The 18,971-nt window shown below is 32.7% G+C and carries 24 protein-coding genes; 5 read left to right on the forward strand and 19 right to left on the reverse strand.

The features are described 5' to 3' along the window. Nucleotides 1-41 precede the first annotated feature (41 nt). From ACNRYB_RS11265 to ACNRYB_RS11280, 4 genes are all read right to left on the reverse strand, one after another. The gene (locus ACNRYB_RS11265; RefSeq protein WP_129747344.1) at nucleotides 42-518 is read right to left on the reverse strand and encodes a DUF6265 family protein; all 477 of its coding nucleotides are present in this window, start codon (nucleotides 516-518) and stop codon (nucleotides 42-44) included. 330 nt (nucleotides 519-848) lie between these two features. Beyond that, complete coding sequence (locus tag ACNRYB_RS11270) at nucleotides 849-3,158, reverse strand: type IA DNA topoisomerase (protein WP_473730113.1); 2,310 nt, start codon at nucleotides 3,156-3,158, stop codon at nucleotides 849-851. Between the two features lie 119 nt (nucleotides 3,159-3,277). After that, a complete protein-coding gene (locus ACNRYB_RS11275; protein WP_473730114.1) occupies nucleotides 3,278-3,682 on the reverse strand; it encodes a DUF3997 domain-containing protein in 405 nt (134 codons plus the stop codon). A gap of 31 nt (nucleotides 3,683-3,713) precedes the next feature. Continuing rightward, nucleotides 3,714-4,070 (reverse strand): copper resistance protein NlpE N-terminal domain-containing protein, encoded by a 357-nt coding sequence (locus ACNRYB_RS11280; protein ID WP_473730115.1) that lies wholly within the window; start codon nucleotides 4,068-4,070, stop codon nucleotides 3,714-3,716. A 479-nt stretch (nucleotides 4,071-4,549) separates the two neighbouring features. On the opposite strand from ACNRYB_RS11280, the gene ACNRYB_RS11285 reads away from it, so the two are divergent. Next, nucleotides 4,550-4,921, forward strand: a complete 372-nt coding sequence (locus ACNRYB_RS11285; RefSeq protein WP_473730116.1) for a GreA/GreB family elongation factor — start codon at nucleotides 4,550-4,552, stop codon at nucleotides 4,919-4,921. A 178-nt stretch (nucleotides 4,922-5,099) separates the two neighbouring features. Continuing rightward, complete coding sequence (locus tag ACNRYB_RS11290) at nucleotides 5,100-5,885, forward strand: DUF5995 family protein (RefSeq protein WP_242502544.1); 786 nt, start codon at nucleotides 5,100-5,102, stop codon at nucleotides 5,883-5,885. A gap of 4 nt (nucleotides 5,886-5,889) precedes the next feature. Here ACNRYB_RS11290 and ACNRYB_RS11295 read toward each other — a convergent pair whose 3' ends face one another. From ACNRYB_RS11295 to ACNRYB_RS11315, 5 genes are all read right to left on the reverse strand, one after another. Beyond that, complete coding sequence (locus ACNRYB_RS11295) at nucleotides 5,890-6,129, reverse strand: hypothetical protein (RefSeq protein ID WP_129747350.1); 240 nt, start codon at nucleotides 6,127-6,129, stop codon at nucleotides 5,890-5,892. A 2-nt stretch (nucleotides 6,130-6,131) separates the two neighbouring features. Next, complete coding sequence (locus tag ACNRYB_RS11300) at nucleotides 6,132-6,626, reverse strand: SRPBCC family protein (RefSeq protein ID WP_473730117.1); 495 nt, start codon at nucleotides 6,624-6,626, stop codon at nucleotides 6,132-6,134. A 33-nt stretch (nucleotides 6,627-6,659) separates the two neighbouring features. Then, nucleotides 6,660-7,475, reverse strand: coding sequence for a DoxX family membrane protein (locus ACNRYB_RS11305; RefSeq protein ID WP_473730118.1), 816 nt, complete (start codon nucleotides 7,473-7,475; stop codon nucleotides 6,660-6,662). A gap of 425 nt (nucleotides 7,476-7,900) precedes the next feature. Then, a complete protein-coding gene (locus ACNRYB_RS11310; RefSeq protein WP_473730119.1) occupies nucleotides 7,901-8,830 on the reverse strand; it encodes a hypothetical protein in 930 nt (309 codons plus the stop codon). A 67-nt stretch (nucleotides 8,831-8,897) separates the two neighbouring features. Next, nucleotides 8,898-9,134 (reverse strand): helix-turn-helix domain-containing protein, encoded by a 237-nt coding sequence (locus tag ACNRYB_RS11315; RefSeq protein ID WP_250349255.1) that lies wholly within the window; start codon nucleotides 9,132-9,134, stop codon nucleotides 8,898-8,900. A 112-nt stretch (nucleotides 9,135-9,246) separates the two neighbouring features. Here ACNRYB_RS11315 and ACNRYB_RS11320 point away from each other — a divergent pair, with 112 nt between their 5' ends. Next, nucleotides 9,247-9,570: a hypothetical protein gene (locus tag ACNRYB_RS11320; RefSeq protein WP_473730120.1), complete on the forward strand. Its 324-nt coding sequence runs from the start codon at nucleotides 9,247-9,249 to the stop codon at nucleotides 9,568-9,570. Between the two features lie 56 nt (nucleotides 9,571-9,626). On the opposite strand, the gene ACNRYB_RS11325 is transcribed toward ACNRYB_RS11320, so the two are convergent. The 5 genes from ACNRYB_RS11325 to ACNRYB_RS11345 form a co-directional block, all read right to left on the reverse strand. Next, nucleotides 9,627-10,301 (reverse strand): HNH endonuclease, encoded by a 675-nt coding sequence (locus tag ACNRYB_RS11325; RefSeq protein WP_473730121.1) that lies wholly within the window; start codon nucleotides 10,299-10,301, stop codon nucleotides 9,627-9,629. A 275-nt stretch (nucleotides 10,302-10,576) separates the two neighbouring features. After that, nucleotides 10,577-11,065 (reverse strand): hypothetical protein, encoded by a 489-nt coding sequence (locus tag ACNRYB_RS11330; RefSeq protein WP_428238547.1) that lies wholly within the window; start codon nucleotides 11,063-11,065, stop codon nucleotides 10,577-10,579. 151 nt (nucleotides 11,066-11,216) lie between these two features. Then, the gene (locus ACNRYB_RS11335; RefSeq protein WP_274255896.1) at nucleotides 11,217-11,582 is read right to left on the reverse strand and encodes a hypothetical protein; all 366 of its coding nucleotides are present in this window, start codon (nucleotides 11,580-11,582) and stop codon (nucleotides 11,217-11,219) included. A 5-nt stretch (nucleotides 11,583-11,587) separates the two neighbouring features. Then, on the reverse strand, nucleotides 11,588-12,538 hold the full coding sequence (locus ACNRYB_RS11340) for a hypothetical protein (protein WP_473730122.1): 951 nt from the start codon (nucleotides 12,536-12,538) through the stop codon (nucleotides 11,588-11,590). Nucleotides 12,539-12,836: 298 nt separating this feature from the next. Next, on the reverse strand, nucleotides 12,837-13,388 hold the full coding sequence (locus ACNRYB_RS11345; RefSeq protein ID WP_473730123.1) for a hypothetical protein: 552 nt from the start codon (nucleotides 13,386-13,388) through the stop codon (nucleotides 12,837-12,839). 330 nt (nucleotides 13,389-13,718) lie between these two features. On the opposite strand from ACNRYB_RS11345, the gene prfA reads away from it, so the two are divergent. Both prfA and ACNRYB_RS11355 read left to right on the forward strand, forming a co-directional pair. Beyond that, nucleotides 13,719-14,795, forward strand: coding sequence for a peptide chain release factor 1 (gene prfA, locus ACNRYB_RS11350; RefSeq protein WP_111365195.1), 1,077 nt, complete (start codon nucleotides 13,719-13,721; stop codon nucleotides 14,793-14,795). Nucleotides 14,796-15,330: 535 nt separating this feature from the next. Continuing rightward, on the forward strand, nucleotides 15,331-16,662 hold the full coding sequence (locus ACNRYB_RS11355; RefSeq protein ID WP_473730124.1) for a DUF5723 family protein: 1,332 nt from the start codon (nucleotides 15,331-15,333) through the stop codon (nucleotides 16,660-16,662). A gap of 312 nt (nucleotides 16,663-16,974) precedes the next feature. Here ACNRYB_RS11355 and ACNRYB_RS11360 read toward each other — a convergent pair whose 3' ends face one another. Genes ACNRYB_RS11360 through ACNRYB_RS11380 form a run of 5 tightly spaced genes read right to left on the reverse strand, consistent with a single transcriptional unit; the run spans nucleotide 16,975 to nucleotide 18,963 of the window. Then, nucleotides 16,975-17,343 (reverse strand): hypothetical protein, encoded by a 369-nt coding sequence (locus tag ACNRYB_RS11360; protein WP_129747359.1) that lies wholly within the window; start codon nucleotides 17,341-17,343, stop codon nucleotides 16,975-16,977. Between the two features lie 28 nt (nucleotides 17,344-17,371). Then, nucleotides 17,372-17,731 (reverse strand): hypothetical protein, encoded by a 360-nt coding sequence (locus ACNRYB_RS11365; RefSeq protein WP_008462338.1) that lies wholly within the window; start codon nucleotides 17,729-17,731, stop codon nucleotides 17,372-17,374. A gap of 51 nt (nucleotides 17,732-17,782) precedes the next feature. Then, the gene (locus ACNRYB_RS11370) at nucleotides 17,783-18,067 is read right to left on the reverse strand and encodes a YtxH domain-containing protein (protein WP_129747360.1); all 285 of its coding nucleotides are present in this window, start codon (nucleotides 18,065-18,067) and stop codon (nucleotides 17,783-17,785) included. A gap of 59 nt (nucleotides 18,068-18,126) precedes the next feature. Further along, on the reverse strand, nucleotides 18,127-18,279 hold the full coding sequence (locus ACNRYB_RS11375) for a lmo0937 family membrane protein (protein ID WP_111365189.1): 153 nt from the start codon (nucleotides 18,277-18,279) through the stop codon (nucleotides 18,127-18,129). Between the two features lie 36 nt (nucleotides 18,280-18,315). After that, entirely contained in the window at nucleotides 18,316-18,963 is a 648-nt protein-coding gene (locus tag ACNRYB_RS11380) for a porin family protein (RefSeq protein ID WP_129747361.1), read from the reverse strand. Nucleotides 18,964-18,971: the final 8 nt, after the last annotated feature.

Genomic DNA, 18,971 nt, shown 5'->3' on the forward strand with positions numbered 1-18,971 from the left:
ATAATTTTATAAAATATAGTTTGTCTTCCTAACTATATAATTTACTTCTTCGTCATCACAAACTTCTCCGAACTCGGTTTCCCGTTCAAATTTCCAGAAATTTCTGCAGTTAAAGTATTATTAGCACCTTTTGTATAAGTGATTTTTTGAGGATAATCATGTTTCGGATTTTCGAAAACCAATTTTTGTTCTGTTTCAGAAGTAGAGGGGAAGAAAACTGGTTTATCGTCATTTTGACCTTTTACAGTTGCTTTGTAAGTAAGCGTTTCGCCTAGCTGAGCCAAAATAATAGTCTCAAAATGCAAAGTGTCTTTTCCTTTAATGTAATAAGAAGAAGCGCTGAAAGTACTGTCATTTAACTTTTGCCAGTTTTCAGATAAAACGCCTTCAGGAGATTTATTTTCCCAATTCCCGATTAACCAGTCGGCTTTTTTGATTTTATCTTTTTCTACCGTTTCTTTTTTCTGGCAAGAAACTGCGGCTAATACAAGAGCTAAAAGAGTAATTTTCTGAAACATATTTATTAGGTTTTTGATAGTACTAATGTATGAAAAAAAATGTTTGCCACGAATTGCACTAATTTTCGCGAATTTCTTTTGTTATATCTGCCACAGATTAAAAGGATTAAAATGATTTTATCTCACGCAGATTTAGCAGATTCAGTAGATTTATTTTATACTCTACATTATAAAAATCTGTCAAATCTGCTAAATCTGCGGGAAAAAATTTGTGCAATTATTGATAAAACACATAGAGTAAAAAATCCTTTTAATCTGTGACAAATAATATAGACACAATAATTTTCAAAAAATAATTAGTGGAAATTCGTGCAATTCGTGGCAAAAAAATCAAACACTTGCACTCAAAATAGAATAAACCAATTCCTTAGTTGGTTTTTGATCTTTTAATTTTGCCCGAACTTCATCAAAAGTGACTTTAAAATCACAGCCCGATTTATATTCCGCACAGCCATAAGCCGTTTTGCCTTTTAGGATAGTTCCTTTTTTACATTTCGGACACATTAAAGCATCTGAGTTTTCTTTTGGTTCTGCTTTTTTATCCGTTTTCTTTGGCTCTAATTTCAGTTTGTAGTTTTCCTCAAAACGAATTAAACCCTCAACAGTTCCAGAATCGGTTTTAAAGCCTTTTATATTTACCGTAGAACCTTTTTGAACCAATCTTAAATATTGGCTTTCAGTAATTTTTTTATCATGAAAAACAAAAGGCAATACAAAGTCGCAGCCCGATTTATATTCGCTGCATCCAAAAGCCGATTTTCCTTTTAGTATATTTCCCTTTTGGCATTTCGGACAAGTTTCTGCCGAAATTCCAGAAGCTTTCTTTTTCTCTTTTTCCGTTTTTACAACAGGTTTCTGAATAGTCGCAGCATGAGAAATGTTCGCGCGTTTGGTTTCGCTTCGCACTTCATATACCAAAGCTTCCACCATATGTTTCATGTTTCTGATAAACGCTGCAGCGGTGAAAGTTCCTTTTTCGATATCTTTCAATTGTTTTTCCCAAGTTCCTGTAAGTTCAGCCGATTTTACCAATTCGTTTTGAATTGTATCAATCAGCTGAATTCCCGTTAAAGTCGGTAAAACCTGTTTTTTATTTCGAACAATATATTGACGTTTGAAAAGTGTTTCAATAATATTCGCACGAGTTGACGGACGTCCGATTCCGTTTTCTTTCATCAGTTCTCGCAAATCTTCATCGTCGACCTGTTTTCCTGCGGTTTCCATGGCGCGTAGTAAAGTCGCTTCGGTAAACTGATTGGGCGGTTTGGTTTCTTTTTGAAGAAAAGAAGGTTCATGCGGGCCTTTTTCGCCCACAGTAAAACTTGGCAATAAATCAGGTTCTTTTTCCTTCGCATTTGGATCTTCAAAAACAACGCGGAAACCTTTTTTCAGGATTTCTTTTCCTGTTGCTTTAAAAGTCACATCGGCAGCTTTTCCGATTACGGTTGTATTGGCAACCAAACAATCATCATAAAAAACGGCAATAAAACGTCTCGTAATAATATCATAAACCTGCTGCTGATTGAACGGAAGATTGTTTTGAATTCCCGTTGGAATAATCGCATGGTGATCGGTTACTTTTTTATCGTTGAAAACCTTTGGCGATTTTTTGATTTTTTTCTCCAAAACGGGCTGAGTCAGTTCTGCATAATTCGTTAATTTCTGCAGAATTCCAGGCACTTTCGGATAAATATCCCCAGGTAAAAAAGTTGTATCAACTCTTGGATAGGTAATGACTTTCTGCTCGTATAAAGTCTGTGCGATTTTCAACGTTTCTTCTGCCGAAAATCCAAATTTCTGATTGCAATATACCTGTAAACCTGTTAAATCAAAAAGCTTTGGAGCGTATTCGTTTCCGTTCTTTTTATCTACAGAAACAATTTCGAAATCACTTTCTTTAACTTTTGCGGCTATGACTTCTCCATCTTCTTTGTTTAGAAAACGGCCTTCTTCATAGCTAAAAAGCGTTTCTCTATACAAAGTCTGCAATTCCCAATACGGCTGAGGTTTAAAGTTTTCGATTTCTCTAAAACGCTCTACAACCATTGCCAGTGTTGGCGTCTGCACACGACCAATAGACAAAACTTGTTTGTAACCGCCATGTTTTACAGTGTACAAACGTGTGGCATTCATGCCCAATAACCAGTCGCCAATAGCTCTAGAAAATCCGGCATAGTATAAATTATCGTAATTGGCTGATGGTTTTAAGTTTTCAAAACCTTCTTTGATTGCTTCTGTGGTAAGAGATGAAATCCATAAACGCTGAATTTCGCCTTTATAATGCGCTTCGTTCATCACCCAGCGCTGAATCAGTTCTCCTTCTTGTCCAGCATCCCCGCAGTTTATAACCACTTCGGCTTTCTCAAAAAGGCTTTTAATAATTTTAAACTGTTTCTGAATTCCAGAATTCTGAACGACTTTGGTTTCAAATTTTTCAGGAAGCATAGGCAGATTGTTCAGATCCCAACTTTTCCAATGCGGTTTGTAATCGTTGGGGTCTTTTAAGGTGCATAAATGTCCAAAAGTGTAGGTCACAGCGTAGCCATTGCCTTCATAATAGCCATCATGTTTGGTATTAGCGCCCAAAACGGCTGCAATTTCACGTGCTACACTTGGTTTCTCAGCAATACAGACCTTCATTTTTTCCTTTTCTTATTGAAGAGCGAAAATAGGGATTTTTTGCTGAAAAGTTGCTAAGGTTCTAAGATACTAAGATTCTAAGTTTATTGTAATGCTATTATGGCCATTTCAAATTGAAATCAAAACTCAGTTGGGAAAGTTAAGTTAAATTCAGGTTTTTTGATGGAAAGTTCGTGGCATTTTTTTTCGAATTGAGTTTTATTGAATGGCCCAAATACAGGTTTGTCCTGAAAAATGCTTTTTGTTCTTTCGATGATATAATAATGCGTTACGTTTAAGTTTATTTTTTCTTTGGAGTTTTCTAAAAGCAGATGCTGTTTCGAGTAGATATATTTCGAATTGTATCCAGTCGCAAAAACAAAGGCAGGAATAATGTTTTCTCCTTTTTTTAAAGATCTTGATTCGTAAGCATCAACCCAAAGGACTTCGTAATCATCTACAATAGTTTCGATTTCGTAATCGTGAAAACCAAAGCAGGAAGTTAGTGTAATAGAGGTTAAAACTGCAAAAACGATTTTTTTCATAGATAGTAATACTTTCTAGACAGTCTAAATGTTAGGATTTAAAAATATCAATTCTTCGCATCCAGAAGATTTCCGATTCTAAAAACTGAAGTTTGGTCTTCACTATTTTATCGCTTTTGTCTCTCGGATTTTTAGCTATAAATCTCGCTGTAGAATTTGTAAAATCTAAAGTATATTTTTGGTCTAAGTCCGTTTTTTTATCAGAAGAAAAAGTAATCAGATTATTTTTTTCGCTCCATTTTCCTTTTCCGTATTTATTGCTTTCTTGCGGAGTTCCGCCTTGTATATTAGAATAAGAATGAAACTCAAATGTTCCGTCTGGATTTAAAGTCAGTTTATATTCAATTTTATGATTTTCACTAGAAAGAGAACGCGTATAATCGCCCACAAACTATTGGATTGTGCAGAAAGGTTTAATTTTAAAAGAAAAAGCAGTACAGTTATTAGAAGTCTCATTGTGTTTAGGAGTTTCATCAAAAATAAATCGTTTAAAACCAAAATACTTACGTAAAACCGTATTAGCAAATTTTATAATTTTTTTATAGTAGGAAAAAGGCGTATATTGCCAAAACATTAGAATAAATACAATAATGATCACTGCAAATTTTTATTTAATAAACAGCTGTCTGATGTGCTTAATAAGCGCATTGTTGTATTTGCATGACGATACTTTCTTAAAAAGTTCAAAAGAGTTTATTCCTTTAGCCCTGTCACAACTCTAGGCAGGGGATTCTTTTCTATTTAGTTTTTATTTATTTAATCTCATTTTTATTCAGGATATGATATCGGTGAATAGTACGTTTTTGCGCGCTGTCATCTGTAGAGTTGTGTTATGTTTATGAAAAGAATGAAGCATACAAGAAAGTCATGTCACAACATATAATTTTAACAACAGGAACATACGATTTAATTAAAGATCACGTAAGAAGAAAAAAAGTAACCGCTCAAGAAGAAGAACTTTTATTAGACGAACTAAAACACGCTACGCAGGTATTGCGAAAAAATCTGCCTGAGGATGTAGTTTCAATAGATCGAAAAGTGACTTATAAAGATCACATCAATAATGAAGAGAAAACAATTCTTCTTGTTGGTCCAGAAAAAGCAAAAGTCAGTAAAAATAAAATTTCGGTTCTTTCAGATGAAGGCATTGCAATGATTGGCTACAAGGAAGGCGATATTATTGAATGGCCTGCTAAAAAAGGAAATCTAAAATTAGAAATTTTGAAAGTAGAAGAATAAATAAAATTCCGTTTCGATTTAAGTTTAGTAACAATCCCAAAAGAGTTTTTCTTTTGGGATTTTTTTTGAAATAATAGAAAGTAAATAATAAGAGAATTACTTCAAATAACGTTCATTGAAAGCTTAAAATAACTAAATTCGTTCTTCTCAATTTAATCATAACCAATTATAAATGAGTATGAAACAAGCAGAAACTATAGACGAAGTAATTCTGTTATTGGATCAGATAATAGAAAAGTCAAAAATAGACCAGAGCAATTTAGGTTTGTTCGCCATTCTGTATCGCGAAGTTACGGTAAGAGTAAAAGAAGGTATTTTGGCTGGATCTTTTCAGAACGGAGAGCGAATGGAAAAACTCGATGTTATTTTTGCCAACCGGTACTTGAAAGCGTATTATCAATATCAAGCCAAAGAAAAACCATCTGAATGTTGGGCATTTGCTTTTGAACAAGCCGAAAACTTCTGGCCAATAGTATTGCAGCATTTGCTTCTCGGAATCAACGCACATATTAACCTTGATTTAGGAATTGCCTCGGCAGAAGTCTCTACAGTTGAAGACATCGAAGATTTAAAAGCCGATTTTGATAAAATAAACTTCATTTTGAGCAATCTGGTTGGCGGTGTCGAAAAATGCTTAATCAAAATTTGGCCAACACTTACTTGGATATTAAAATTTACGGGCAAAGTAGACAACTTCTTTATAGATTTCAGCATGGAAACGGCAAGAAACGGCGCATGGAAATTTGCCAACGAATTTGTAGCAGTTCCAGAAAACGAAAGAGAAGCCTGTACGCAATTAAGAGATCAGAGAATAACCGAAATCGCCCGATTGGTTTCGAACCCTGGATATTTTGTGAGCGCCGTTTTCAAATTCATTCGTTTATTTGAAAGAGGAACCGTTGCTCAAAAAATAATCGATATGCAGATTATGGAAGAAAAAAATATGGAATGTGTTGTGGCGTGAAGAATTAGGTATTAAAAACAATAAGCAACATTACGAAACCTCCCAAGCAAAGAACTCCAATCATATGATTACGATTACTATTATCATCTTTTTTCTGATTACTTCCACTTGGCGACCAGAAACTTGAAAATGTTCTAAAATCATTGTGATTGGAAAGAGTCCATAAATTGTAACCAAGAAATCGTACTGAAGCTCCTAAAAACTCCAGAATTATTCGACCTGATATAATTTCTATTAAATCCATTATTAATTATTAATCATAGGATTCAGATTCTCATCTTTATTTCTTAAATCCAGTCCGCCTTCGTAAACCGATTTCAGATTGGTCAAATAAAAATGCCATCCGTTGGAACAGCCCAATCTGATGTATTGTTTTGAATTATCATCTGTCGGAATGTTATGATGACGAAGTTCTACAATCGTGTAACCATTTTCTTCACTCAATTTGATATCTACGAGACATGTTCCTTCAAACGTAAACTGCAATTGGTCTTTTCCATTGGTAGAAGTGATTTTTCCTTTCATAGCATCATCATACAAATACCAAAGCCATTCATAAGTATTTCCTCCCGAAACATTTTGGTCTTTGCTGATTGGTTCTAGATTCGCATCAAAAAAAGATACTTTTTCTAGAAACCATTTTTCCAGTTCGTTTGCAATTGTCCAAGCATTGTAAATGTCGCTGAGCGGAGCTTTAACGGCTATTTTTTTAGTGAAAGAAGTCCAGTCGAAGTTTTCCATGGTTTGGTTTTTAGTTTAGTTTCTTAAATTATTTCAGCTCGCTAAAACCTGTTTTTTAGACTCATTTGTTAATGCAATTACCAATGCGATTCCGCAGAAAAGTAAAGCGATAATAGCGCGTACAATTTCATTTCCGCCACCAACAGTTGGATTTGTAACAGCATCTTGAATATGGAAGAAAAGTACAAAAAGTAAAAGCATGAAAGCCAAAAGAAGCGAAATAGGTTTTATCCAAAGTTTGAAAATAATCGAAATGCCCGAACAAATAAGCGCAACGCCTACAAAATAAGTCCAAAACATCGTTCCTGGCAACCATTTCGGAACCATTGTAGAAACAAACTCAGCAAAAAGAAAATGGCTTAAACCAAACAAAAGCATTAAAAGCGAATATAAAATTCGCCCAACCGGAATAAGTTTTTCTAGAAATTTGTCGAATTTGCTTTCGCTTTTGTTCGCACTATAGGAACCCGCCAATACAAACGCTCCGCCGCTATAAGTGAGTTCTTCAATAGCATTGATCCAAATTTGTGTAGCGTTGGTTTTATCGGTATTAAAAATGAAAATAAACGGAAGATGCGAAACAACAAAAGCAGCAAGAAAAGCAAATCCTGAATAAAGACAGACTTTTCTCGTGTCGATAAATTTAATGGTAACAATTCCCGAAATAATAATTCCTGCTAATATTAAAACAATTCCGGTAAGGATAGAAAAAACAGAATATTGATGCGCCCAAGCGGGAAAAGGAGACAGAATTTCAGATCGAAAATCTTTAATAACAAGCTGATGCACTCCCAAAGCAATGATGCCAATACCGTAAAATAAACGGCCGATTTTGATAAGTCCTTTCATTAATAGTGGTTTTAGATATTAAATTTGTTTTTGGTGGTTGACCAAATATATAAAATTCTTACTAAAATACTGATTTAATGAAGGTTGGTTTTTTTTAGTTTGCTTCTCGCCAGTTTCTCTGCCCAATATTGTCATTTCGAGGAACGAGAAATCTCCGCAAGTAGCTCCGCAACAATTTTCCATATTGTAACCACAAAGTATTGTCATTTCGAGGAACGAGACTCGAGCGATAGCGAACTGGAGAAGCAAATCACACTAGAAATTCCGCAAAGGATACTCGCCAATCTTTGTAGAGTTACTCGCGAAGATTTCTCGTTCCTCGAAATGACAAAACTAGAAGTAGATAGAATGAGAGAATAGACTTTCTACGTAGAATGTGTTCACGAGTGGGACGCTCGCGCTAGCAAGGGGAAGAAATTTTTCATTTAATTTGAAGCTTTCTCAATTGTACTATATTTAAGATAATATTTTCCACTTCGAAAGATATAGCAGTCAAAATTTTCCTCTGAATCACCAATTTGTAAATGAAAACCATAATCGCCATTATTATCTATAAATTTTAAAGCTGTTCTATTATAAGTAGCCATAAAGTTTGGAGAAATTATTTTTAAAACCTTAAAATTTGAAGTATCTTCTAATAGGGGAATTTCGGGATAATTTTTAAGATATTGGAAAGACCAATCTATTGAATTTCCAGATTCAAGATTTTCTTCATTAATTATAGCAATGCATAATAAAAAAATAAATTGTTCAAGATGGATATAAGGGAAATTATCAAAGTCGTCAAGAATTTGACTTGTAAGTTTATAGTCTGGAATGCTTTCTAAATCTTGCCATAATTGTAAAAGACTGTCTAGAGCGCGAAGATTTGTTAACGTTCTATATTTGATTTCTATAATTCCCTCCATGTTATCTAAAAGATTCTTGATTTTTGAAGAATTAGCTTTGTTTAGGGAATAATCTTTAAACTTTGAAATTTCTAGAGAATTTTGTGGAATACCTAAGTAATAATTATTGTCTGGATTCAAGTTCCATTTTTCAATATCATCTTTATTGAAAATAAATATTTTTTCATCATTATTTCCCCAATTATCATTTTTTAGATAAACGAAAAGAAGAAAATTCGATTTCACATATTTTTTCTCAATTACAATAGAAGAACTATTTTTAGTTATATTTCTACCTTTGGATTGACAAAGTACTATTTTATGTAAATCTGCTTGAATTACTTCTGAAATAAAAAAATCTCCTCCATCTAGATCATAATTAGGATTGGTATAGTTGAAACCATATGCTGAAACGTGGAATTGGCTAAAATTCAAAGCTTCTAATTCAAGAGGTTTGTTATCTCTCATAAAAATATTTGTGTTTATTAAAATATTATTATATACGTATGTATTATGATTTTTAAATAAAAACAGCTTACAAATCCTTAATTAATTCACTCGGATGAATTTTTAAAGCTTGTGCAATCTTAAATAAAGTGCTTACTTTCATTTCTTGCGAACCTTTAATATATTTTCTTAGACTTTCAACATCCATTTCTGCATCATGAGCAACCTCTCGTCGCTTGAATTTATTTTCTTCAATTATATCTTTAATCTTGATTCCTAGATCTTTTACAACTTCTGGAATTTCACTTTTTCTTTCTCTTTTCATAGAAATGAAATTACAAGTAATGGATTGTTTTTAAGTGAATGTAAGAAAGGGGTTGTATGTTACTGATTTTTTATATATTTGTTTAAAATTGTAAATTAAATCTTATATAAAAATGCAAGCACAAAATAAAGAAAGAGCTGAAGAATTGTTGGAATTAATAAGTAAAGGAAGCTACTTCAGCAAACTAAAACCAGAGCCAAAAGAAATTAACTCGTATACAATACCGCTAAAAGTATCTTCTTATAACGAATTAAATCTAATGGTTTCAGATTTGCTAAAAGCAAGTATTATTTTGCTTAATCCTGATGCAAACGGTTTGTCGAGTTTTACAAAAGACAATAATGTCAATGTAATGACTTTGCTTGAAATTGCCTTGCAGTTATTGCCAGAAGATGAAATGGAGTTGTTGGATGATTTGTGTAAGGCTCAGTTGTGATTTTTTGATATAAAAAGCGCAAGAAGTTTTAAGACTTTTGCGCTTTGAAAATATGCTTAATGCGTATTCTTTTTTATTATTTCTTTTAATTCATCAATTGTGAAGGGAGGTATTTTTGAATGAATCGCTCTATGACAATTAGGACACAGAGGTTTTAAATCAGTTTTTGGATTTACAATATAAGTTTTCTTAATTTTAGAAATGGGCTTAGAATGATGAACTTCTAAAATAGAGATGTTTCCATATTTTTCAAATGCTTTATAGCCACAAACTTGGCAGGTATGATTATGGATTTCAAGAGATTTATTTCTTGCTTTAATATTCCGTTCATATTTGTTTATATAAACCTTGCTGAGTTTGCCTTCTTCAAATTGTTTATCAGCTTCACTCATTTCGTCATTGAAAAAAAGTGGAATGTCTGATTTTATTAGTAATGATTTAACTTTTTTCGTATAATCAAATTGATTCAAGTTTTCGAACTTATTTTTAAAATCTACTCTAAGCTTTCTTTTGTCAACATTTTGATAACCCTTTCTGTCGTTATCATAAAGACCGTCATATTCATCTCGTAATCTTTTAAAAGAAGATTCCTTTTCAATATCTAATATTTCACTAACTTTTCTATGCAAAGAAACTTGTGTAGCATATCCTAAATTTTCATAGGCATCTTTAAATTTAGCAAGAAAATTTGCTATAAAATGAGCCTCTTCTGGAAGTCTTTTTTTTGTCATTGTTTATTTTTAAATAATTGAACCAGATAGCGCGGATTTGCAATCCGTGCCCACAAAGATTGGCTTTTAAAATTATTTGTATTGTGTCTTACTGTTGCGGGCACGGATTGCAAATCCGCGCTATCGGGGTTGCAAATCCGTGCCTGCAAAGATTGACTCGTTTTCTTTTTGATTTACAAAGTGCCTTACTGTTGCGGGTACGGATTGCAAATCCCGATAACTGGCAAATTAAGTCTGCTAGGCAAATGGTTCTGGCTTTATGTCAATTTTCGAATTTATTTTATCGTTTTTCCAAAACCATCTTTATATTTAATTTGTCCAATGAAAGGAAAAATATCTTTAAAATCTGATTTGTTATATTTAATTGAATCTGTTTCAACAATTATAAATAAACAATCACCGGAGACAAATGAATCTGTTTCAATAATAATATCTTTTAAAGGAATACCATTAGCTCTTTTTGTTATTTTAAGATTTAAATTTGGCATCACTGTAACACTGTCATTTTTAAAGCATGAAAAGTTTAAAATTAGATTTTCAGCTGTTTTGTTTCCATTATTTTCTACTTTATAAATAAATCTAATCTTTCCATTATCATATTCTCTTTTATCTAATTTACCAATAATATTGGGACTATAAACATAATCTGAGAAAATTGGTACTGAAAAAATTAATTGTATTAAAGCCAAAAAAATAGCTATTGAAGAAAAAACTAAAGTTAGTTTTTCATTAGGAGTCAATTTTTGCTTTTTGTTTTTTCCCATTTGTTGTTTAATTTATTTTCAAAAATGACATTAAATCTTTTAACTTTGTTCTCCGTTGCTAACGCGAGCGTCTCGCTCGTGAACGCAAAGTAAGCACTAGCGAGACGCTCGCGCCAGTAGGGGCTTTGATAAAAATGGAATCTATGCTAGCTTATTCTTTTATAGGAGGCTCGTAATTCCAATATTTCTCATGATTTAGTGCCCCTAAAAGCTTCCCAATCTTTCCAATTCCTAGTTTTTCCTCTGGTTGACTTTCTTCAATTCCGTTAGCTTCCGGTCTTGCAATTAAAATAAAGCCACCATCTTTTAAAATATTATCTTTGTTGTGAATTGAGGCTGAACTAAAGTAATAGTCATCACTTAAAACAATTATTACATCTGACATTCCTCTTTTTCGATGAATCTTATAGGCATAGAAATCATCTAGTTGAATTTCTTCAATTCTTTCTACTGCAAAATGATTATTAAGAGCTTTTTCTATAAATGGTCTTATCGAATAGTGTAAATTTTTCCCCATTTTAATTATTTTATATGAAAAGGATTTTTATTTAAGAATATTTGGTAATCATTTTTGTTTACTTCTTCAAATAAGGTAATATGTAAATCTTTTTTAAATTTGATCTTAAAATCGAATTTTAACTGATTTATATAATTATTGATATATAAATTATTTGCATTTGAAATGACTGCAATATCAATATCATTTGCTTTGTCAGATATAAAGACGGCAGAACCAAATATAAACCAGTCTATGACTAAAGATGATATAAGTTTTTTTTCTAGCCATTCCCTCATTTTGATTAATTTTTTATCAAGTAAGGTTGCTTTAAAGCTTTCGGCAAAAATTATATCACTAAACTCAATTGGAAATTGATACTGTGAATAATCAAAATTTGGGTTTATTACATGTTCATTAAAAGCATCAATATGAAGTAACATTTTATTAATTATGGCTTCATATTTATTAGGAAACAGAGACTTATTTTCTTGTAATAGTTTTTTTATAGATTCATTATTAGGAAGTATAGCTTCTCTTTTTAATTTTTCCCATAATGTAAAATCTGTTCTTAATGGTTCTACAATAGAGCTTCCTGAATTTGGGGCTGTATTTTTAAACATATATTCATTGTCTTTTAATAGAGGGAAAATTGCTTGGGCTAGTTTTCCAAATTCTGTAAATTTTTTGTATATAACTTTATTAAATGCGGGCTCATTTTTTGTTTCATGTTTTAAATCTAAATAGCGATGATATAAGTTGTACAAAAGAGCAAGAATAATTACAATTAATCCTAATGCCCAATCAAATTCACCAATTAATGATAATTTGAATTCACCTAAAACTAGATTTAAAAAATCTACCCAAATAGGTTTTGATAATAATGCTAGTCCACCGACTACTAATAATTTAGTAATTCTATTATAATATTTTGGTCTTAGTAATTTTATTAATAACCCAATTTCTTCTATTTTCATTGCTTTTAATTTGTTTACATCATTGCATATTGAAAAACAAGTGCTATCTCAATTATATATGTCGAAGTTATCAATATTTATTTTTTAGTCAACGTTTGATGCTTTTGCATTTTTCCAAAAATATTAACTTTTAGGAGCTTTACGGTTTTCTGTAAGTTGTGACAAAGAATAAAAAACTTGCCGATGAAAAGAAAGATATTTATATATTAAAGAACAAACATCGTATAAAATTTAAATGTTAGACCAAGTAAAAACCCCTGTTTTTTATCATTTAAAAATTGAAATAGAGCCAATGGTATTATTTAATCTCCTTCAACATTGTAAACAATTCAGGAATTTTTCCTACTTGCGTTTCTGTCCAGAAATAATTTTCATAATCCGTAATGCCATTATCTTTAAGATATATTGATATTCTTCTTAAAGCATTTTGAATTTTGAAACTAAACATTATTTCTTTTGAATTAAAAATGTATGTAGTTGATTGGTTTTGTTCGGTTTTATCTTTAAGATTTGGAATAACATATTGTTCTATAAAGACTATAAATTCCTCTAATTCATTTAAATCGATCCATGAAGATTTGAAATTATTTTTATTTGCGTGGTATTTTAGAGTCATATCCACTTGTAATGATTTTATTTTTCTATTGGATTTCAAATCAATTACTTCAATTGGAAAGAAAGAAACAATGTCACCAAGTCCAGATTTAAATTCTGCTTTTGTATTCCAATCCCTATTTACTTGAGTGATTTCTGCATTTTCAATAAACTTACGTGTTTCAGAATTATTTCCTTGAGAGTAATTTTGGATAATTATAAAAAGAAACAAGAATGTGGTGAATAGTCTTTTCATTTTAAATTTATGGTTGTTAGTTTAGTATGGTTTCCAAAACTAAGAACATAAAATCTAAATACATTACGGAAAACCGTAAACATAATTATGAAAACCAAAGCCCTAGCCCTGATAGAAGCGGCATCCTTTTTAGGCAAACGAAAAAGATCTTATTAAACCGTAAATATTCTGCCTAAAAAGATATAGTCCCGATAGCTATCGGGACAGGAAACAGCTCCTAAAAATCATTACAATTCCACTAAATATTCAACTTAAATTCCCGAAAAAATGAACACTAGAATTTTCGATAAAAATTTTGTAATTTTGCCGTCCAATAAAAGGAATTAGAAAATGTTAGATAGACTTCAATATGTAAAGCAGCGTTTCGATGAGATTTCGGATTTGATTATTCAGCCGGATGTTATTTCTGATCAAAAACGTTATAAGCAGCTTAACCAAGAATATAAAGGAATAAAAGCGCTTGTTGAAAAGAGAGAAGAGTACATCATAATTTTAGCAAACATCGACGAAGCAAACGAAATTATTGCTGATGGAAGTGATGCTGAAATGGTGGAAATGGCCAAAATGCAATTGGATGAAGCAAAAGAACGTCTGCCAGAATTGGAGGAGGAAATCAAATTTATGCTTATTCCAAAAGATCCTGAAGACGCGAAAAACGTTATGGTGGAGATCCGCGCCGGAACGGGTGGGGACGAAGCGAGTATTTTTGCTGGTGACTTGTTTAGAATGTACACCAAATATTGCGAATCTATGGGATGGAGATCATCTGTTGTAGATATGAATGAGGGTACTTCTGGAGGTTTCAAAGAGGTAATTTTTGAAGTTACTGGAGAAGATGTATACGGAACTTTGAAGTTTGAAGCGGGTGTTCACCGTGTTCAGCGTGTTCCGCAGACAGAAACACAAGGTCGTGTGCATACATCGGCTGCGACGGTTATGGTTTTGCCAGAAGCTGAGGAGTTTGATGTTCAGGTAGATATGAACGATGTTCGTGTAGATTTCTTCTGTTCGTCTGGACCTGGAGGTCAGTCGGTAAATACAACGAAATCGGCTGTACGTTTAACGCACATTCCAACAGGTTTGGTGGCGCAATGTCAGGATGAGAAATCGCAGCACAAGAATAAAGATAAAGCTTTGATGGTATTACGTTCTCGTTTGTACGAAATGGAATTGGCCAAAAAGCAGGAGGAAGATGCTAAAAAACGTAGTTCTCAGGTAAGTTCTGGAGACCGTTCGGCAAAAATTCGTACGTATAACTATGCGCAAGGTCGTGTAACGGATCACCGTATTGGTTTAACGCTTTACGATTTAGGAAATATCATGAATGGTGATATTCAGAAAATTGTTTCTGAGCTTCAGTTGGTTAATAACATGGAGAAATTGAAGGAAGCTTCAGAAGTTTACTAAATTTCTAAGTTGCTAAGATTCTAAGTTTTTTTTCTTTGAACATATTTTTCGGAGTTGCTAAGATTCTGAGATACTAAGGTTCTGAGTTTTTTCTCTATGAACTCAAAATATTTAAAGCCGAACTTTGTTCGGCTTTTTTTGTGTAAAGAAATATGGAAGATTGGAAGAAACTTAGAATCTTAGCAACTTAGTACCTTAGCATCTTTAAAAAAAACATAGCCAGCGGTTTCAACCGCTGGAACGCAATGTATTGTTGTTGTGCAAAGGTTCAAAGGTTTTCTCTCTCTGTGAATTAGTATAATAGAAAAAATTGCAAATTTTTTCAAAACCTTTAAACCTTTAAACCTTTAAACCTTTAAACCTTTGCATCTCTGTTACTTTGAGCCTAAAAAGAAAGAACCTTCTTTCTTTTTTTATCGTTCTTATAATCTTATACTTTCATCGAAAAAACTTAACATACATATCATTTGTTAAATTTTTTATTACTATTTTTTGTTTCATATTTGCATACCAATCATCCAACTAACATTAATTTATGAAGAAAACTTTACTCTTATTTTGCTTCTTTGGAAGCTTTTTTTATGCGCGGTCGCAATCGTATTTTGGATTTAGGGATGATAATTTTGCCGGAATTCAGAGTGCTTTATTTAATCCGTCTAATGTTGTCGATTCTAAATATCGTGCCGATGTTACGATTTTCTCGGCAAGCGGAACGGGACAGAATGATTTGTACGGAATTAATATTCTAGATGCACTAGACGGCGATTATGATTTGGCGACTGATGCGAGCAAAACTTTCAAATCGAATAACAGAGGAAATTTTAACGTAGATATTCTCGGCCCTTCTTTTATGATGAATATCACGCCTGTTCATAGTGTGGCGCTTTTTACGCGCGTGCGAAGCGTTACAAATCTTATTGGCATAAACGGTCAGCTTATTGATGAGGTGAACAAAGATGTCGATGCTTCAAATAATTTTTTAATCACAGGCGGGAATACGAATGGGGTTACGAATTCTTGGGCTGAAATTGGGGCGAGTTATGCAACGATTCTATTGGATCGCGATGATCATTTTGTTAAAGGTGGAATTACTTTAAAATACTTAATGGCGGGAGTAAACGGCTACATTAACGGAAGTGATGTGAGCGTAGCTTTCAATAAAAATAATGCAGATCCTGCTATGAGCGAATATCTTTCGACAGGGACTATAAGAACTGCTGCAAGCTACGATTACGCAAACGGAGATAATGCAAAGTTTGACGCGGCTTCGGCTGGAGTGGGGGTAGACTTGGGGTTTACATACGAATATCGTACCAATTGCCATACTTGTGCTGGAAACCGCTATAAGTTTAAAGCTGCGGCTTCTGTAACCGATATTGGAAAACTAAACTATAAAAACATTGTAGAGAATACTTATAATATTACAGGAAGAGTAACTCAGCAAGATATTGAAGATGCTGATGATATTTTTGAGTTTTTCGATTCGAATTACACTAAAATTTCGTCTAAAAAAGGAGTAAAAGCCAATCTTCCAACTGCTTTGCACACCAATTTTGATTGGAATATAGACCAAAGATTTTACTTAAACCTAAGCGGAGATTTCAGTCTTGTAGACGCCAAAAAAGTAAACGGAACTGCAATTGCCAATTCGGTTACTTTTACGCCAAGATACGAGACAAGACAATTCAGTTTCTATGTTCCTGTAACGTACATGCAATACAGCGGAACAGCAATCGGAGCTGGTTTTAGAGCAGGTCCAATATTTATTGGTTCAGGAACTCTTTTTTCTAGTCTGTTCTCAAACAATTCAAAAGCCTGTAATATTTATGCTGGTTTGAAATTGCCGATTTATCAGGATTATAGATGAAGTTTCTAACATTCTGAGGTACTAAGTTTCTAAGTTTTACTTTAACGCATAAAAAACAGCATCACAAAGTGATGCTGTTTTTTTATATGATTGTGAGTTTCAAAAGATAGTAAGAAAATAAGATTCGCAGAATCTTTAAAAAAAAACTTAGAACCTTAGTATCTCAGAACCTTAGCAACTTTAAAAAAAGCTATACCCCTAAAAATACTCTCGTATATTCAAAACATTTATATAGATTCGAGTAAACGTATACACCATTTTTTATTACTATTTCGCTAAGCTTTTCCATAATAATTAAATTAAGTTAGACAATTACTCTCTAGACGGTTCGTATTGAGAATCTTCTTCTTCAGATTCATGATGAGGTTTCGAAACTAGATTGGTTACAATAAGCTGAACGATAGAACCAAGAATACCTTTGAACATCGAATCGCCTTTTCCGACAATAAATCTTTTAGCCAGATAACCGATTCCGATACTGATTGCCGATTGCGCGATATGGCTTTTAAAACCGACAGTTTCATTGATTTCTTCAACCGTATTTCTAATCAGATTAATCGGTTTTAAATTGTTCTTAATCTCGTCAATTTCGTCTTTTATATCGCACCATTCTTTATCTTGGCGAATTTCTAATTCCTCAATTTTTCGATTTAATTGATCAATATTGTAAATGGCTTCCATAGTCTTTTATGTTTATTAATAAATTAAATCAGTTTTTTGTTTCTTTAAGAATACTGGAGATGATTGTATTTCCAATTGGGGTTTTTATCAATTTATGATGAGATTTTACCACCACAATCACTAAAATAAGATAGAATAGCGCCATGATAAAAAAGCCATAGTAATACTCTCCAAGTTCTTTACCAATCCATAAACTTATTCCGATGTTCAGGAACAAGGTAAAAAATGCAACAACAATACCAATCGCTATCTTAGATGCCAATGATGATGCACCATCAGCAACAGAACACACTGTTTTTAGTTTTAGTAATTCTAAACTTGTTTTAGCATAGTTTTCTGCTTTCTCATAAAGATTTAAATTCTCGTTTGTTGTTGCATTTGGTTCCATGATATAGGGTTTTATGGTTTGAAAATTTCACTAATTAATACTTTCGTGCTATTAATAGTTTGATTTTACTGTTTTTACATCGTCTTTCAGCGTGTTGTAATCTTCTTTAACTTGGTTAAGTTTAGATTTTCCTTCTTCGATAATTTCTTTACCGTTTGAAGTGATTGTGTTTACGATGCCATCAAATTTTGATTTCAAGTTATCCCCGTAATCTTTTGATTTATCTTTGATTTTTTTTCTTGTGTTTGACCCTTTGTCTGGTGCAAATAAAACACCTATGAATGCTCCCGCCGCTGCGGCTCCTAAAATTCCTAAAATTGTGCTACTAGTTTTCATAATAAATAATTTTAAATGGATTAATATTAATAATTTGTTGATTTAATGAATTGTGATTTTTATACTTCTCGACCTTTAATTAAGCGAAGCAATACGGCAATAATGGCAATTACGAGCAGAATGTGGATAATGCTTCCGAAACTGTAAACAAAGAACCCAAGAGCCCAAAGTATTACCAGAATCACTGCTATGGTATATAATAAGTTTGACATGGTTTTTATTTTAGCGGTTAATAATCAATTTCTTGTTTAGTTTAGCTTATAAGAAAGATATAATGTCAAGTTGCTGTTTTTTGCATCAGGAAATGTGTATGTAGTTCCCGCAACAGTTCTTTCTTTACCCACAGTGGTCAAACCATAATTGTAGCGCAATCCTATGCTGATTGGGTTAAAATCGACCCCAACACCTGCAGAAATACCTGCGTCAAATTTGTTTAGATCGTCTGTGTCAATATCTTGGTCAAAATCAAAAGTACCGTTTCCGCTTACTTTAGAACTTACTAGATAAGAAGCATAACCACCGGCGTGAATGTTAAAGTTTTTAGTAACATTAACTCGCACTAAAAGTGGAAGTTCAATATAATTCAGTCTAAATTTTGCATCTCCACTTGCAAAAGCGCTATTGTATTCTAATTTTGAACCTTTTGTGGTAAACAAAAGTTCTGGCTGGATGGCAACAAAATCTGAGATAGGAAGTGTGGCGTAAACCCCAGCATTAAATCCGTACAGAATATTGTTGTCATCTACATCATCTCCGCTACCATATAGGTTAGACATGTTGAATCCTCCTTTTACACCGAATTCGGTATTTACATTATTGTCCTGAGCGTGCAGCATTCCGAATGATGCTGTTAAAAAAAGTGTTAAGGCGCATAAAAAATTGGCTTGTAATTTCATAGTAAAAA

It is taken from the genome of Flavobacterium sp. CR10 (assembly GCF_055814415.1).

What these genes read in the sequence shown, in the direction of transcription:
- ACNRYB_RS11265 (WP_129747344.1), bottom strand. Translation starts at nt 518, where the DNA reads ATGTTTCAGAAAATTACTCTTTTAGCTCTTGTATTAGCCGCAGTTTCT.
- ACNRYB_RS11270 (WP_473730113.1), bottom strand. Translation starts at nt 3,158, where the DNA reads ATGAAGGTCTGTATTGCTGAGAAACCAAGTGTAGCACGTGAAATTGCA.
- ACNRYB_RS11275 (WP_473730114.1), bottom strand. Translation starts at nt 3,682, where the DNA reads ATGAAAAAAATCGTTTTTGCAGTTTTAACCTCTATTACACTAACTTCC.
- ACNRYB_RS11285 (WP_473730116.1), top strand. Translation starts at nt 4,550, where the DNA reads ATGTCACAACATATAATTTTAACAACAGGAACATACGATTTAATTAAA.
- ACNRYB_RS11290 (WP_242502544.1), top strand. Translation starts at nt 5,100, where the DNA reads ATGAAACAAGCAGAAACTATAGACGAAGTAATTCTGTTATTGGATCAG.
- ACNRYB_RS11295 (WP_129747350.1), bottom strand. Translation starts at nt 6,129, where the DNA reads ATGGATTTAATAGAAATTATATCAGGTCGAATAATTCTGGAGTTTTTA.
- ACNRYB_RS11300 (WP_473730117.1), bottom strand. Translation starts at nt 6,626, where the DNA reads ATGGAAAACTTCGACTGGACTTCTTTCACTAAAAAAATAGCCGTTAAA.
- ACNRYB_RS11305 (WP_473730118.1), bottom strand. Translation starts at nt 7,475, where the DNA reads ATGAAAGGACTTATCAAAATCGGCCGTTTATTTTACGGTATTGGCATC.
- ACNRYB_RS11310 (WP_473730119.1), bottom strand. Translation starts at nt 8,830, where the DNA reads ATGAGAGATAACAAACCTCTTGAATTAGAAGCTTTGAATTTTAGCCAA.
- ACNRYB_RS11315 (WP_250349255.1), bottom strand. Translation starts at nt 9,134, where the DNA reads ATGAAAAGAGAAAGAAAAAGTGAAATTCCAGAAGTTGTAAAAGATCTA.
- ACNRYB_RS11320 (WP_473730120.1), top strand. Translation starts at nt 9,247, where the DNA reads ATGCAAGCACAAAATAAAGAAAGAGCTGAAGAATTGTTGGAATTAATA.
- ACNRYB_RS11325 (WP_473730121.1), bottom strand. Translation starts at nt 10,301, where the DNA reads ATGACAAAAAAAAGACTTCCAGAAGAGGCTCATTTTATAGCAAATTTT.
- ACNRYB_RS11330 (WP_428238547.1), bottom strand. Translation starts at nt 11,065, where the DNA reads ATGGGAAAAAACAAAAAGCAAAAATTGACTCCTAATGAAAAACTAACT.
- ACNRYB_RS11335 (WP_274255896.1), bottom strand. Translation starts at nt 11,582, where the DNA reads ATGGGGAAAAATTTACACTATTCGATAAGACCATTTATAGAAAAAGCT.
- ACNRYB_RS11340 (WP_473730122.1), bottom strand. Translation starts at nt 12,538, where the DNA reads ATGAAAATAGAAGAAATTGGGTTATTAATAAAATTACTAAGACCAAAA.
- ACNRYB_RS11345 (WP_473730123.1), bottom strand. Translation starts at nt 13,388, where the DNA reads ATGAAAAGACTATTCACCACATTCTTGTTTCTTTTTATAATTATCCAA.
- prfA (WP_111365195.1), top strand. Translation starts at nt 13,719, where the DNA reads ATGTTAGATAGACTTCAATATGTAAAGCAGCGTTTCGATGAGATTTCG.
- ACNRYB_RS11355 (WP_473730124.1), top strand. Translation starts at nt 15,331, where the DNA reads ATGAAGAAAACTTTACTCTTATTTTGCTTCTTTGGAAGCTTTTTTTAT.
- ACNRYB_RS11360 (WP_129747359.1), bottom strand. Translation starts at nt 17,343, where the DNA reads ATGGAAGCCATTTACAATATTGATCAATTAAATCGAAAAATTGAGGAA.
- ACNRYB_RS11365 (WP_008462338.1), bottom strand. Translation starts at nt 17,731, where the DNA reads ATGGAACCAAATGCAACAACAAACGAGAATTTAAATCTTTATGAGAAA.
- ACNRYB_RS11370 (WP_129747360.1), bottom strand. Translation starts at nt 18,067, where the DNA reads ATGAAAACTAGTAGCACAATTTTAGGAATTTTAGGAGCCGCAGCGGCG.
- ACNRYB_RS11375 (WP_111365189.1), bottom strand. Translation starts at nt 18,279, where the DNA reads ATGTCAAACTTATTATATACCATAGCAGTGATTCTGGTAATACTTTGG.
- ACNRYB_RS11380 (WP_129747361.1), bottom strand. Translation starts at nt 18,963, where the DNA reads ATGAAATTACAAGCCAATTTTTTATGCGCCTTAACACTTTTTTTAACA.